The organism is Roseateles sp. DAIF2, assembly GCF_015624425.1.
Lineage (GTDB): Bacteria > Pseudomonadota > Gammaproteobacteria > Burkholderiales > Burkholderiaceae_C > Kinneretia.
In genome coordinates, this window is sequence record NZ_CP049919.1 from 1,727,719 (window position 1) to 1,740,859 (window position 13,141).

The 13,141-nt window shown below is 69.1% G+C and carries 13 protein-coding genes; 7 read left to right on the forward strand and 6 right to left on the reverse strand.

Annotation, left to right across the window (positions count from 1 at the left end; genetic code table 11):
- Nucleotides 1-58: 58 nt before the first annotated feature.
- Nucleotides 59-472 carry a peptide-methionine (R)-S-oxide reductase MsrB gene (gene msrB / locus G8A07_RS08050; RefSeq protein ID WP_195796526.1) on the reverse strand — a complete coding sequence of 138 codons (414 nt, stop codon included), beginning with the start codon at nt 470-472 and terminating at the stop codon, nt 59-61.
- Entirely contained in the window at nt 469-1,977 is a 1,509-nt protein-coding gene (locus tag G8A07_RS08055) for a YdiU family protein (RefSeq protein ID WP_195796527.1), read from the reverse strand. Before G8A07_RS08055 ends, msrB begins: the two co-directional genes overlap by 4 nt.
- Nucleotides 1,978-2,189: 212 nt before the next feature.
- Here G8A07_RS08055 and G8A07_RS08060 point away from each other — a divergent pair, with 212 nt between their 5' ends.
- From G8A07_RS08060 to G8A07_RS08085, 6 genes are all read left to right on the forward strand, one after another.
- Complete coding sequence (locus G8A07_RS08060) at nt 2,190-3,836, forward strand: 3-(methylthio)propionyl-CoA ligase (RefSeq protein ID WP_195796528.1); 1,647 nt, start codon at nt 2,190-2,192, stop codon at nt 3,834-3,836.
- A 118-nt stretch (nt 3,837-3,954) separates the two neighbouring features.
- Nucleotides 3,955-5,175, forward strand: coding sequence for a branched-chain amino acid ABC transporter substrate-binding protein (locus G8A07_RS08065; RefSeq protein WP_195796529.1), 1,221 nt, complete (start codon nt 3,955-3,957; stop codon nt 5,173-5,175).
- A 160-nt stretch (nt 5,176-5,335) separates the two neighbouring features.
- Complete coding sequence (locus tag G8A07_RS08070) at nt 5,336-6,280, forward strand: branched-chain amino acid ABC transporter permease (RefSeq protein WP_249937345.1); 945 nt, start codon at nt 5,336-5,338, stop codon at nt 6,278-6,280.
- Nucleotides 6,273-7,586, forward strand: coding sequence for a branched-chain amino acid ABC transporter permease (locus G8A07_RS08075; RefSeq protein WP_195796531.1), 1,314 nt, complete (start codon nt 6,273-6,275; stop codon nt 7,584-7,586). The genes G8A07_RS08070 and G8A07_RS08075 overlap by 8 nt, the downstream gene beginning before the upstream one ends.
- Nucleotides 7,583-8,353, forward strand: a complete 771-nt coding sequence (locus G8A07_RS08080; RefSeq protein ID WP_195796532.1) for an ABC transporter ATP-binding protein — start codon at nt 7,583-7,585, stop codon at nt 8,351-8,353. The genes G8A07_RS08075 and G8A07_RS08080 overlap by 4 nt, the downstream gene beginning before the upstream one ends.
- 20 nt (nt 8,354-8,373) lie before the next feature.
- Nucleotides 8,374-9,069 (forward strand): ABC transporter ATP-binding protein, encoded by a 696-nt coding sequence (locus G8A07_RS08085; RefSeq protein WP_195797663.1) that lies wholly within the window; start codon nt 8,374-8,376, stop codon nt 9,067-9,069.
- On the opposite strand, the gene G8A07_RS08090 is transcribed toward G8A07_RS08085, so the two are convergent.
- Together G8A07_RS08090 and G8A07_RS08095 are read right to left on the reverse strand one after the other, a co-directional pair.
- Nucleotides 9,066-9,938: an MBL fold metallo-hydrolase gene (locus G8A07_RS08090; RefSeq protein WP_195796533.1), complete on the reverse strand. Its 873-nt coding sequence runs from the start codon at nt 9,936-9,938 to the stop codon at nt 9,066-9,068. The genes G8A07_RS08085 and G8A07_RS08090 overlap by 4 nt on opposite strands.
- Nucleotides 9,935-10,771 carry an MBL fold metallo-hydrolase gene (locus G8A07_RS08095; protein WP_195796534.1) on the reverse strand — a complete coding sequence of 279 codons (837 nt, stop codon included), beginning with the start codon at nt 10,769-10,771 and terminating at the stop codon, nt 9,935-9,937. The genes G8A07_RS08090 and G8A07_RS08095 overlap by 4 nt, the downstream gene beginning before the upstream one ends.
- Nucleotides 10,772-10,918: 147 nt before the next feature.
- On the opposite strand from G8A07_RS08095, the gene G8A07_RS08100 reads away from it, so the two are divergent.
- Complete coding sequence (locus tag G8A07_RS08100; RefSeq protein ID WP_195796535.1) at nt 10,919-11,857, forward strand: LysR substrate-binding domain-containing protein; 939 nt, start codon at nt 10,919-10,921, stop codon at nt 11,855-11,857.
- On the opposite strand, the gene G8A07_RS08105 is transcribed toward G8A07_RS08100, so the two are convergent.
- Together G8A07_RS08105 and G8A07_RS08110 are read right to left on the reverse strand one after the other, a co-directional pair.
- Nucleotides 11,837-12,085 carry a heavy-metal-associated domain-containing protein gene (locus tag G8A07_RS08105; RefSeq protein ID WP_249937266.1) on the reverse strand — a complete coding sequence of 83 codons (249 nt, stop codon included), beginning with the start codon at nt 12,083-12,085 and terminating at the stop codon, nt 11,837-11,839. The genes G8A07_RS08100 and G8A07_RS08105 overlap by 21 nt on opposite strands.
- Nucleotides 12,086-12,242: 157 nt before the next feature.
- Nucleotides 12,243-13,082 carry an AraC family transcriptional regulator gene (locus G8A07_RS08110; RefSeq protein ID WP_195796536.1) on the reverse strand — a complete coding sequence of 280 codons (840 nt, stop codon included), beginning with the start codon at nt 13,080-13,082 and terminating at the stop codon, nt 12,243-12,245.
- Between the last annotated feature and the right edge of the window lie 59 nt (nt 13,083-13,141).

The following is a 13,141-nucleotide window of genomic DNA, read 5'->3' on the forward strand; positions in this document are numbered from 1 at the left end:
TTGCCGGGCGGCCGGCGCCGCCCCCTTGAGGGGGCCGGCAAAGCCGGTAGGGGGTGGTCTATTTAGGGCTGAAGTCTATCGCGGCGGAGTTGATGCAGAAGCGCTCGCCGGTCGGCTCGGGGCCGTCCGGGAAGACATGGCCCAGGTGCGAGCCGCAGTTGTTGCAGCGCACCTCGACCCGCACCATGCCATGGCTGCGGTCGACCACGCGCTCGATCACCTCGGCATTGACCGGCTCGTAGTAGCTGGGCCAGCCGCAGCCGGCGTCGAACTTGGTCTCGGCCGCGAACAGCGGCGTGCCGCAGCCGATGCAGTTGTAACGGCCGGCATCCCAATGGTCCCAGTACTTGCCGGTGAAGGCGCGCTCGGTGGCGGCATGGCGCGCCACCTGGTACTGCATCGGGTCGAGCTGGGCGCGCCATTCGGCGTCGCTCTTCTGGACGGGGTAGTCGTCGTGGGAATCGTGGCTCATGATGAACAGGACACTTCCAGATGTTGAGCCCAGTCGGGCGGGAAGTCGGCGTCGGCCGCCGACACCGGTTCGTCGAACGGGCGCTGCAGAACTTTCAGCAGTCGGGTGACCTCTCCAAAATCGCCGGCCTGGGCCTGGCGGATCGCGCCCTCGGCCAGGTGGTTGCGCAGCACCACCGCCGGGTTGGTGGCGCGCATGCGGGCCTGGCGCTCGGCGTCCCGGCTCTGCTCGGCGGCCAGGCGGGCGCGGTAGCGGCCGGCCCAGGCGTCGAAGGCCTCGCGGTCCAGGAACAGGTCGCGCAGCGCCTCGTTGGTGCCGTCCTGCGCCGGATCTGTCGAAATGGCGCTCAGGCGCCGGAAGGCGATCGTGAAGTCGATCCGGTGCGCGGCCAGCAGGCGCAGGAGGTCGTCGCTCAGCGCCTGGTCCTCCTCGCGCTCGGCCAGCAGGCCCAGCTTGGCGCGCAGGCGCCGCATCAGCGCGGCCGGGAAGGCGCTGCGATAGACCTCCAGCGCCGCCAGCAGCGGTTCGCCGGCGCCTTCGCCCTCACCGGGCAGCAGCGGCAGCAGGGCCTGGGCCAGCGCATGCAGGTTCCAGAACGCCACATTGGGCTGGCGCGCGTAGGCATAGCGGCCCTGGTGGTCGCTGTGGTTGCAGACATGGCCGGGGTCGAAGCCGTCCAGGAAGCCGAAGGGGCCGTAATCGATCGTCAGGCCCAGCATCGACATATTGTCGGTATTCATCACGCCATGGCAGAAGCCGACGGCCTGCCATTGCGCGACCAGCTCGGCGGTCTGGCGCACCACCTTCTCCAGCAGCGCGGCCACCGGCAGCGGCGCGTCCAGGCATTCCGGCGCGTACTGCGCGATGAAGAACTCGGCCAGTCGGCCCAACGGCTCATGCAGGCCATGGTGGGCGAAATGCTCGAAATGACCGAAGCGGATGAAGCTGGGCGCGACGCGGGTCACGACCGCGGCGGTCTCCATCGTCTCGCGCCGCACCGGCAAGGCGGATCCGGTGATCGCCAGCGCGCGCGTGCTCGGGATGCCTAGCGCATGCATCGCCTCGGAGCAGAGGAACTCGCGGATCGAGGAGCGCAGCACCGCGCGGCCGTCGCCCATGCGGGAATAGGGCGTCAGGCCGGCGCCCTTGAGCTGCAGCTCCTGCGGGCCGGCGGGCGTGTCGACCTCGCCGAGCAGCAGCGCGCGGCCATCGCCCAGCTGGCCGGCCCAGACGCCGAACTGGTGGCCGCTGTAGACCGAGGCCAGCGGCCGCATGCCGGGCCAGACCGCGTTGCCGGACAGCACCTGCAGCGCCGCGTCATTGGCCCAGTCGGCGGGCCAGCCGAGCAGGGCGGCGCAGGCCGGGCTGGTCGCGACCCAATGCGGGTAGGGCAGGCCGCGTGCGGGCAGTTCGGTGAAGAAATCGCCGCCCAGGCCGGCGAAGCGATTCGGCCAGGAGCCGGCGGGGCCGCCGGCCACGCTCGGCAGGGGTTCAAAAGCAGTCATCGCGGCCAGTGTAGCCAGCCGCCCCGGGGCCCGCTTAGGCGGGGCTTAATCGAGCGCACCGTTGACATACGCGGATCGCAGTGAATACCCCTAGGCCGCGGCGCCCGCCTGTGTAACGAGAGTGACTCTGGGGTCCGGAAACCCAGGTTTAAACTGGACCGAACCGGCCCGCCGGGCCATGACCAGACTAGATAGATAACAGGAGACTGCCGATGGCGTTGCCGGGCCAGATGATGTCCATGCCCCTGCTGATTTCTTCGCTGATCCAGCATGCGGCCCGGCACTCGGGTGATACCGAGATCGTCAGCAAGCGTTGCGAAGGCGACCTGCACCGCTACACCTGGCGCGACGCCGAGTTGCGCTCGCGCCGGCTGGCCCAGGCGCTGGCGCGGCTGGGCTGCGAGAGCGGCGAGCGGGTCGGCACCCTGGCCTGGAACGGGCACCGCCACCTGGAGATCTACTACGGCGCCTCCGGCTCGGCCCTGGTCTGCCACACGATCAACCCGCGCCTCTTCCCCGAGCAGATCGCCTGGATCGTCGGCGATGCCGAGGACCGGGTGCTGTGCTTCGACCTCACCTTTCTGCCCCTGGTCGAGAAGCTGGCGCCGCTGCTGACGACGGTGCGGCATTTCGTGCTGATGAGCGACCGCGCCCATATGCCGGCGGCCAGCGCGATCCCGAACCTGCTGTGCTACGAGGAGCTGCTGGCGGCCGAGGACGGCGATTACGTCTGGCCGCAGTTCGACGAGAACACCGCCTCCAGCATCTGCTACACCTCGGGCACGACCGGCAACCCCAAGGGTGCCGTCTACAGCCACCGCTCCAGCGTGCTGCATGCCTATGGCGCGGCGCTGCCGGACGCGATGGACTGCTCGGCCAAGGACGTGATCCTGCCGGTGGTGCCGATGTTCCATGTCAACGCCTGGGGCCTGCCCTACAGCATGGCCATCGTCGGCGCCAAGGTGGTGTTTCCCGGGCCGCATCTGGACGGCAAGTCGCTCTACGAGCTGTTCGAGAACGAGGGCGTGACCTTCAGCGCCGGCGTGCCGACGGTCTGGCTGGGCCTGCTGACCTATGTGAAGTCCAACAACCTGCGCTTCAGCACCTTCAAGCGCACCGTGATCGGCGGCTCGGCCTGCCCGCCGGCGATGCTGGCCACCCTGATGGACGACTATGGCGTCGAGGTGATCCATGCCTGGGGCATGACCGAGCTGTCGCCGCTGGGCACCCTGTCCAAGCTGAACTCCAAGCAGCTGGAGCTGCCGCCGGAGCAGCAGCGCCGCATCCTGGAGAAGCAGGGCAAGGTGATCTACGGCATCGACATGGCGGTGATCGACGACGAGGGTCGGGCCTTGCCCTGGGACGGCCGGAGCTCGGGCAATCTGGTGGTGCGCGGCCATTGGGTGATCGGCAGCTATTTCCGCCAGGCCGCTTCGCCGCTGGTGACGGTGGACGGCCAGCCGGGCTGGTTCCCGACCGGCGATGTCGCGACCATCGACGCCGACGGTTTCATGCAGATCACCGACCGCAGCAAGGACGTGATCAAGTCCGGCGGCGAATGGATCAGCTCGATCGAGCTGGAGAACATCGCGATGGCCCACCCGGCCGTGCACGAGGCCGCGGTGATCGCCGCGCTGCATCCGAAATGGGACGAACGGCCGCTGCTGGTGGTCGTCAAGAAGCCCGGGGCCGAGATCGGCCGCGAGGAGATGCTGGCCTTCTACGAGGGCAAGATCGCCAAGTGGCAGATCCCGGACGACGTGGCCTTCGTCGCGGAGATTCCTCACACCGCCACCGGCAAGATCCAAAAGCTCAAGCTGCGCGAGCAGTTCAAGGGCTACCGCTTGCCCGGAGCCTGAGCCGCGGGGTTCGGGCCGAAGCGCGGCCGCCCGACCGCGCATGCTTGACGCTTTACTCGCCTTGAATAAACCAAAGGAGACAACGATGTATAGCCAACGCAGTCACAAGCCTGTCCGGATGAAAGCCGGCCTGGCGGCGCTCCTCGTCGCCAGCGGCGCCGTCGCCCATGCGCAGCAGAAGGGCGAGGTGGTGAAGATCGCCTGGATCGATCCGCTCTCCGGCCTGATGGCGCCGGTGGGCCAGAACCAGGTGAAGAGCTTCCAGTTCTTCGCCGAGAAGTTCAACGCCAGCAACCCGGCGGGCGTGAAGTTCGAGATCATCCCGATCGACAACAAGCTGAGCCCGGCCGAGAGCCTGAACGCGCTGAAGTCCGCGCTCGACCAGGGCGTGCGCTACGTCACCCAGGGCAATGGCTCGGGCGCGGCGCTGGCCATCATCGACGCGGTCAACAAGCACAACGAGCGCAACCCCGGCAAGGAGGTGCTGTACCTGAACCACTCGGCGGTCGACCCCGACCTGACCAACAGCAAGTGCAGCTACTGGCATTTCCGCTTCGACGCCGACACCTCGATGAAGATGGAGGCCATCACTACTTTCCTGAAGGACCAGGCCGACGTCAAGAAGGTGTTCCTGCTGAACCAGAACTACGCGCATGGCCACCAGGTCGCCAAGTACGCCAAGGAGATGCTGGCGCGCAAGCGCCCGGACGTGCAGGTGGTCGGCGAGGACCTGCATCCGCTGGCCCAGGTGCGCGACTTCGCGCCCTATGTGGCCAAGATCAAGGCCAGCGGCGCCGACACCGTGATCACCGGCAACTGGGGCTCGGATCTGGCCCTGCTGGTGAAGGCGGCCAACGAGGCCGGCTTCCAGGGCAAGTTCTACACCTACTACGCCGGCGTCACCGGCACGCCCACCGCGATCGGCGCCAGCGGCGCCGGCCGCGTCTACCAGGTGGCCTACAACCACAACAGCATGGGCGGCCAGATGGGCCAATGGGCCGACGAGTTCAAGAAGAAGTTCAACGACGACTTCTACACCGGCAGCGTGATCCACATCTACACTGCGCTGTCGGCGGCGATGGCCAAGGCCAAGAGCACCGACCCGGTCAAGGTGGCCGCGGCGCTGGAGGGCCTGCAGCTGAAGAGCTTCAACGGCAATGTCGAGGTGCGCAAGACCGACCACCAGCTGCAGCAGGCGCTCTACATCTCGGTCTGGCAGAAGACCGACGCCAAGAATCCCTACAACGTCGAGAACACCGGCTACAACTTCGCGCCGGTCAAGACCTACGAGTCCTACGTCTCCAGCACGCCGACGTCCTGCCAAATGAAACGCCCCTGAGCGAGTCTGCCGGCCCGGCCCCGTGGTCGCCCGAGGGCGGCCACGGGCCACAATGCGCCCCCTCGCTTCGCGCATCCGACATTGCCCCGTCTTACGAGCCGCCGTGGACCAACTCCTGATCAACCTGCTGAACGGCCTGTCCTCCGGGCTGCTGCTGTTCATGCTCAGCTCGGGCCTGACGCTGATCTTCAGCATGATGGGCGTGCTGAACTTCGCCCATGCCAGCTTCTACATGCTGGGCGCCTATGTGGCCTACAGCCTGGCCAAGCTGCTCGGCTTCTGGCCGGCGCTGCTGGTCGCGCCGCTGCTGGTGGGGCTGGTGGGCGCGGCCTTCGAGCGCCTGGCGCTGCGCCGGGTGCACAAGTTCGGCCATGTGCCCGAGCTCCTGATCACCTTCGGCCTCAGCTATGTGCTGCTGGAGCTGGTGCAGCTGATCTGGGGGCGCACCGCCGTGCCCTTCGCGCCGCCCGCGGCGCTGCAGGGGCCGGCCTTCTCGATCGTGCAGCATCCGGTCGAGGGCCTGTCCCTGGTGCTGGGCGGCGCGCCGGCCTCGGTCTGCGCCGCCGCCCTGTGCTCCAACTTCCCGTTGACCCGGCTGTTCATGATGGGCGTGGCCCTGCTGATGCTGCTGGGCCTGTGGCTGCTGCTGACGCGCACCCGCATCGGCCTGGTGATCCAGGCGGCGCTGACGCATCCGGAGATGGTCGAGGCGCTGGGCCACAACGTGCCGCGCGTGTTCATGCTGGTGTTCGGCAGCGGCTGCGCGCTGGCGGCGCTGGCCGGCGTGATCGGCGGCATCACCTTCGTCACCGAGCCGACGATGGCGGCGCTGATCGGCTCCATCATCTTCGTCGTGATCGTCGTCGGCGGCGTCGGCTCGCTGGCCGGGGCCTTCGTCGGCTCGATCCTGATTGGCCTGCTGCAGACCCTGCCGCTGACGGTGGACGGCTCGCTGGCCTCGCTGTTCAAGCTGGGCCCCGAGACCTTCGGCTATCCGATCCTGAAGCTGACCCTGGCCCAGGTGGCGCCGATCCTGCCCTATCTGCTGATGGTGCTGATCCTGATCTTCCGGCCCAAGGGCCTGCTCGGCACAAGAGATGAATAGCCGCATGGGCGCCCACAACACCCACTACCACTTCAAGCCCCACAACGTCGGCCGCTGGCTGGTCTGGGGCCTGTTCGCCATCGCCCTGCTGGTCGCGCCGCTGATCTGGACCAGCAGCCTGTCGCAGACCATGCTGAGCCAGATGGGCATCGGCATCATCGCCTGCCTGGCCTACAACATGCTGCTGGGGCAAGGCGGCATGCTCAGCTTCGGCCATGCGGTCTACAGCGGCCTGGGCGCCTTCCTGGCGATCCATACCCTGAACCAGGTCTCGGCCGGCGCGCTGGCGCTGCCGGTCAGCCTGGTGCCGCTGGTCGGCGGGCTGGCGGGCCTGGGCTTCGCGGCGCTGTTCGGCTATGTGTCGACCAAGAAGGCCGGCACGCCCTTCGCGATGATCACCCTGGGCATCGGCGAGCTGATCTGGTCGATGTCGCTGATGCTGCCGGAGTTCTTCGGCGGCGAGGGCGGCATCTCGGGTAATCGCGTGGTCGGCAAACCCCTGCTGGGCATCAGCTTCGGGCCGCAGATCCAGGTCTACTACCTGATCGCGCTCTACTGCTTCGTCTGCACCGCGGCGATGTTCGCGCTGACGCGCACGCCGCTGGGCCGCATGCTCAACGCGGTGCGCGACAACCCCGAGCGGGTCGAGTTCATCGGCTACGACACGCAATGGGTGCGCTACCTGGCCTTCATGCTCTCGGGCTTCTTCGCCGGCATCGCCGGCGGCCTGGGCGCGATCAACACCGAGATCGTCACCGCCGAGGTGGTGGGCGCGGCGCGCTCCGGTGCCTACCTGCTGTTCACCTTCCTGGGCGGCGCCACCTTCTTCTTCGGCCCCATCATCGGCGCGGTGCTGATGGTGATCGCCGGCGTGCTGCTGTCGGAGCTGACCAAGGCCTGGCTGCTCTACCTGGGCCTGATCTTCCTGTTCATGGTGGCCTATGCGCCGGGCGGCATCGCCAGCCTGATCATGATGAACCTGCGCGTCGTGGCCTTCGGCAAGCTGGGTCGCATCTGGACCGCCTACCTGGCGCTGGGCGGCAGCGCGCTGACCCTGCTGGGCGGCGCCGGCGCGATGATCGAGATGCTCTACCACCTGCAGCTCAACGAGGCCCTGGGCCCGCAGCTGAACTTCATGGGCACGACCATCAATGCCCATGGTGTCGACGCCTGGCTGGGCTCGGCCCTGGTGCTGCTGGTCGGCGCGGCGATGTTCGAGCTGGCGCGGCGCCAGTTCAAGCGCGAGTGGGATCTCACGCAGGAGGAGATCGAGAAAGAGATCAAACGTCGGGAGGCGCTCGGATGAGCACGAGCAGCGAGTACGCCTTGGAGCTGCTGGATGTGCGCAAGAGCTTCGGCAAGAGCGAGATCATCCGCGGCGCGCAGCTGCGGGTGAAACCCGGCGAGCGGGTCGCGATCATCGGGCCGAACGGCGCGGGCAAGAGCACCCTGTTCAACCTGATCAGCGGCCGCTTCGCGCCCAGCAGCGGCGAGATCCGCCTGCATGGCCAGCGCATCGACGGCCACAAGCCCTACGAGATCAACCGCCGCGGCCTATCGCGCAGCTTCCAGGTCTCGAACCTGTTCACGCGCCTGTCGGTGTTCGAGAACATCCGCTGCGCGGTGCTGTGGAGCATGGGCTACCGCTATGCCTTCTGGAAGTTCCTGGCCGAATTGGACGACGCCAACGAGCGTGCCGAAGCCGTGCTGGAGATGATCAAGCTCGACAAGAAGCGCGACGTGCTGGCGATGAACCTGACCTATGCCGAGGCGCGCGCGCTGGAGATCGGCATCACGATCGCCGGCGGCTCCAGCGTGATCCTGCTGGACGAACCGACCGCCGGCATGAGCAAGAGCGAGACCCGGCGCTTCATCCAGCTGATCCGCGAGGTCACCGAGGGCAAGACCCTGTTGACCGTGGAGCACGACATGGGCGTGGTGTTCGGCCTGGCGGACAAGATCGCGGTGCTGGTCTATGGTGAGGTGATCGCCTTCGACACGCCCGATGCGGTGCGCGCCAACGCGCGCGTGCAGGAGGCCTATCTGGGTTCGGTGCTGGCGGAGGCGCATTGATGGCGGCGGACACCACGCGAGTGCTCAAGCTGGACAATGTCCACGCCTTCTACGGCAAGAGCCATGTGCTGCATGGCGTCAGCATGGAGCTGCGTCCCGGCGAGATCGTCAGCCTCTTGGGCCGCAACGGCTCGGGCCGCTCGACCACGGTCAAGACCATCATGGGCCAGGTCGACGGCAACGGCTCGGTGCGCTTCGGCGAGCAGGAGCTGCTGGGCCGCAAGGCGTATGAGATCGCGCATCAGGGCATTGGCTATGTGCCGGAGAACCGCGACATCTTCCCCAAGCTGAGCGTGCACCAGAACCTGATGCTGGGCCAGAAGTCGGGCGCGAAGAACACGCGCTGGAGCTTCGACGATATGTATCGGATGTTCCCGCGCCTGAAGGAGCGCCAGCACACCGAGGCCGGCGTGCTCTCCGGCGGCGAGCAGCAGATGCTGACCCTGTGCCGCACCCTGATGGGCGATCCGGACCTGATCATGATCGACGAGCCCACCGAGGGCCTGGCGCCGAAGATCGTCGAGCTGGTGGCCGAGTACCTGAAGGAGCTGCGCCGGCGTGGCATCGCGGTGCTGCTGGTCGAGCAGAAGCTGGCGATCGCGCTGGAGATCTCGGAGCGCTGCTATGTGATGGGCCATGGCCGCATCGTGTTCGAGGGCACGCCGGCCGAGCTGCGGGCGAACAGCTACATCCGCAAGGAGTGGCTGGAGGTTTAGCTCGAGCGGCCGTCGCCCCAGTCGAGCCAGGCCCCGGGTGCCAGCGGCTGGATCTCGATGGCCGTGCCGCGCGCCGCCTCGCGCAGCCGGGCGATCGGATCGGCGACCTCGACATAGCGGCCCATGCCGCCGACGCCGTAGTGGATCGGGACCAGGCGGCGGGCGCCGAGGATGCGCGCGGCCGCGAGCGCCTGTTCCGGCGTCAGCACGCCGGGCTGGCCGCTGACCGGTTGGCGGAAACCGAAGCGCGCGCCGTTGATCGGCAGGAAGGCCGCATCGAAGGGGCCGAACTGCCGCGCGATGCGCCACCAGTGGCCATGCCACAACGTGTCGCCGCCGTGGAAGAGGCGGCGGCCGCCGGCCAGCACCACCCAGGAGACCTGCAGATCGCCGTAGCCGTCGGCGGCCGGGACCGCGGTGACGGTAAAGTCGTCGCCCAGCAGCTGCGGCTCCCACAGCGCGCTGGCGCGGGGGCGTGCGCGCGGCGGCACCGGCTGGGGCTGGGTGCCGGCCGGGTGCAGCAGGCTGCCACCCCGGGCCAGCACCGCGGCGACGGCCTTGGCATCGAAATGGTCCGAGTGCAGATGGGTCAGCAGCACATGGCTGTCGCCGACGGCATCGTCGACCGGGATCAGCGCATCCGGCAGCGCGGAGCCCCAGGTGTCCGGATTGGTCAGCGGGTCGATGAACAAGGTGGCGCGCGGCAGCTGCAGGCGGATGCCCGCCCAGGCCAGGCGCTGGACGCGCAGGCCCTCCGCCGCGGCGCGCGCCAGCGGCCAGGCCGCCAGGCCCGCCGCGCATCCGGCCAGGAAGTGACGTCGATCGAGGCCGGCGGTGCCGGATCGATGGGCGTTGCGCTGCTGCCTCATGCCGCGAGCTCCCGCGCCGCGATGGCCGCATCGAGGGAAAAGATCGCCTGCTCGGCGATGACCCGCAGGTTGTGGCGATGCCATTCGCGCTCGAAGGCGCAGGCCGCGACGCCCGGGGCCAGGCAGTCCTCGATCGCGATGCGGGCGATGTGCGGTGCGACCGCCGCCGCGCCATGCTCGGCGCGCAGCGCCATGACGATCTGCCGCAGCCGGTCCAGGTAATGCAGCGCATGGTCCAGCACCGCGGCGGGGAAGCTGCCGATATGACCGCCGACGATGCTGCGCCGGCCCAGCCGCCGGATCCGGACGAGCGCGTCGCGGATCAGCGCCGGATCGGCCTTCGAGAGATAGACGATATGGCCGACGATGGCGTCGCCGACACAGGCCAGATCGGCGCTCGGCACATCCACGCAGAGATGGTCCAGGGTCTTGCCGGGGCGGTGCTGCAGCCGCAGCTCATGCGTGCCCCAGCGCAGCTGCAGCTCGCCATCGAACTGCAGCTGCGGTTCGCGGTACTGCGCATCGTCATGTGGTTGCCGCTGCTGCTGAGACAGGAAGGTCGCGCGATGGTGCCGGTGCGCGATCGTCAGCGCCTCGGGAAACAACGCCAGGCCCGCGATGTGGTCGCTCATGAAATGGGTCGAGACGATCAGGCGCACCATCTTGCCCATCTCTTCGCACAGGACCTCGCGCAACGCCCGCGCATCCTCCGCGCTGCCGAGCGCATCGACCAGCAGCACCTCGTCGCGATGCAGGAAGGCGGTGGCGACCGATTGCTGGGCCGCGCCGACAAACATCAGCACCTCGGGTGCCAGGCTGGTGGGTTTCATCATCGTCAGCATCGGTGCCGCCTTGCGTCATGGGGACGGGGCGCATCATGGGCGGCGCCGGCGCGGCCGACAAACGAGATGTTTTTCCGCACGCCTGAGAAAAACTAAGTTGATTGATAGGATGCGCCTCGCCCTTCCTCGGCTGCCTCGATGACGACCCACAAGCCCCGCCAGCCCGCTCCGCTGAACGCCCTGCGTGCCTTCGAGGCGGTCGCACGCGGCCTGAGCTTCCAGGCCGCGGCCGCGCAGCTGTTCGTCACGCCGGCGGCGCTGAGCCATCAGGTCAAGCGCCTGGAGGAATACCTGGGCACCCGGCTGTTCCAGCGCGGCCACCGTTCGATAGCGCTGACCGAGGAGGGCGCGGCGCTGGCCGCCTCGCTGGGCGAGTTGTTCGGGCAGCTGGACCTGGTGCTGGACCGCGCCACCGCGCCGCGGGTCGCGAGCCTGCGCGTCAGCACCATCGAGTCCTTTGCCGCGAAATGGCTGGCGCCGCGGCTGCACCGCTTCCACCGCGAATGCCCCGAGCTCAGGCTGCGCATCGAGACCGGCAACGCCCATGCCGACTTCGCGCGCGACGGCATCGATGTCGCGATCCGCTACGGCCCCGGCGGCTATTCGGGCGCCGAGCGGCTGATGGCGGCGCCGGTGTTCCCGGTCTGCGCGCCCGCGCTGCTGGCCGATGCCGCGCGCCCGCTGGCGGCGCCGCGCGATCTGTCCCGCCACATGCTGCTGCACGACGAGAGCGCGACCGGGCGCCCCGGCGTCCCGGACTGGCCGGCCTGGCTGGCGGCCGCGCGGGTCGGTTCCGTCGAGGCCGGGCCCGGCCCGGTGTTCGCCAGCATCTATCTGGCCCAGGAGGCCGCGGTCGCCGGCCACGGCGTCGCGCTCGGGCTGGCGCCGCTGGTCGAGGAGGACCTGCAGCGCGGCCGCCTGGTCAGACCTTTCGAGCTGGCGCTCGACAACGCCTACGCGTTCTGGATCCTGCGCCGGGACGGCCGCAGCGGCCCCCGCGATGCGGCGATCGAGACCTTCTGCCGCTGGCTGCGTAGCGAGGCGGCGGCCTCGCCCTCATCGACACCGGCCGCCTGAGGCCGCCCCATCGGCGACCGGAACCGGGTGGTAGCCCACCTCGGCGATCGCGGCCAGCAACTCCGCCTCGTTGGCCTCGGTCGGCCGGATGCGGACCCGCCGGCCCTGCATGTCGATCTCCAGCCCGGCATGGGCATCGGCGGCCCGCACGGCGCGGGCGATGGTGCTGGCGCAATGGCCGCAGGTCATGTCGTCGACATGGAAGGTCAAGGGGCAGGTCATGGGCATCGTCGGCTCCTGATGGCAAGTTGGGTGAGCCATCGTGTGGCTTCCCGCCATGGCAGGGTCAAGCCCGGCGGGCTTGCTCGACATCGGGGCAGGGCCGTCGGCGCGGGCCGCTTGACCTTGCCATGGGCGCAAGCAGCAGCAGGATGTGCCGCCGCGCTCAGCTCATCGCCGCTTTCAGCCGGCTCGGCGCCATCCCGAACTGGCGCCGGAAGGCGGTCGCGAAATTGGCGGGGCTGTTGTAGCCGGCGGCCAGCGCGGCCTCGGTGACGGTGATGCCGTCGAGCTGCAGCGCGCGGCGCGCCTCCAGCAGGCGGCGCCGGCGCAGATAGTCGAACACCGAGCAGCCATGCGCCTCGCGAAAGCGCCGTTGCAGGGTGTTGGCATGCAGGCCCAGCTCCAGCGCGATGTCGGCCAGGCTCCAGCCGTCGGCCGCGCCGCTGTCCAGCAGCTCGCGCGCGGCCTGCATGCGGCCAGGCCGGGCGGCGGCCGGGGCCTCGCCGGCCAGGGCCTCGCCGAGCAGCTCGATCGCGCGGCATTCGGCCTGCAGATGGGGCAGGCCGCCGCCTTCGGCGGGCGTGCGGATCAGGCTGTCCGCCAGGCCGGCCAGGCGCCGGCTGGCGCGCCAGCAGCGCATCTCCAGATGGCGGCGGCCGGTGTTGAGCCCGGCCTGTTCCAGCCAGTCATGGCCGACCCACAGGCTCAGCTTGCGCTCGGGCCCTTCGCCGCAATCGGCGCGCTCGAAGCTGTCGTTCTCGCGCAGCGCCACCAGCGCACCGGCGGCGCCAGCGCCGTCCTGCGGCGCCAGCCGCAGGCGCCGTCCGCCATAGGCCACCTGCACCTCGCCGGCCAGCACCAGCACCAGGTACAGCCCCGCCGAGGCCTGGCCCGTGCCGTCGCCGCGATGGGCATGGCGCCGGTCGCTGCAGCGCAGCTCCAGGCCCGGCCGCAGCCGGATCGCCTGGCAGAGGGAGGAGGACTCGGGGCTTCTTTCTTGCATCGTGGGTTGTGGCGCGCAAAGGCCCGGGTGGTGCGCGCAAAGGCGCATCCGCAGGGGCG

Bases quoted from the DNA above. Each gene is read 5' to 3' on its own strand.
- msrB (WP_195796526.1), bottom strand. From the start codon at position 472: ATGAGCCACGATTCCCACGACGACTACCCCGTCCAGAAGAGCGACGCC.
- G8A07_RS08055 (WP_195796527.1), bottom strand. From the start codon at position 1,977: ATGACTGCTTTTGAACCCCTGCCGAGCGTGGCCGGCGGCCCCGCCGGC.
- G8A07_RS08060 (WP_195796528.1), top strand. From the start codon at position 2,190: ATGGCGTTGCCGGGCCAGATGATGTCCATGCCCCTGCTGATTTCTTCG.
- G8A07_RS08065 (WP_195796529.1), top strand. From the start codon at position 3,955: ATGAAAGCCGGCCTGGCGGCGCTCCTCGTCGCCAGCGGCGCCGTCGCC.
- G8A07_RS08070 (WP_249937345.1), top strand. From the start codon at position 5,336: ATGCTCAGCTCGGGCCTGACGCTGATCTTCAGCATGATGGGCGTGCTG.
- G8A07_RS08075 (WP_195796531.1), top strand. From the start codon at position 6,273: ATGAATAGCCGCATGGGCGCCCACAACACCCACTACCACTTCAAGCCC.
- G8A07_RS08080 (WP_195796532.1), top strand. From the start codon at position 7,583: ATGAGCACGAGCAGCGAGTACGCCTTGGAGCTGCTGGATGTGCGCAAG.
- G8A07_RS08090 (WP_195796533.1), bottom strand. From the start codon at position 9,938: ATGAGGCAGCAGCGCAACGCCCATCGATCCGGCACCGCCGGCCTCGAT.
- G8A07_RS08095 (WP_195796534.1), bottom strand. From the start codon at position 10,771: ATGATGAAACCCACCAGCCTGGCACCCGAGGTGCTGATGTTTGTCGGC.
- G8A07_RS08100 (WP_195796535.1), top strand. From the start codon at position 10,919: ATGACGACCCACAAGCCCCGCCAGCCCGCTCCGCTGAACGCCCTGCGT.
- G8A07_RS08105 (WP_249937266.1), bottom strand. From the start codon at position 12,085: ATGCCCATGACCTGCCCCTTGACCTTCCATGTCGACGACATGACCTGC.
- G8A07_RS08110 (WP_195796536.1), bottom strand. From the start codon at position 13,082: ATGCAAGAAAGAAGCCCCGAGTCCTCCTCCCTCTGCCAGGCGATCCGG.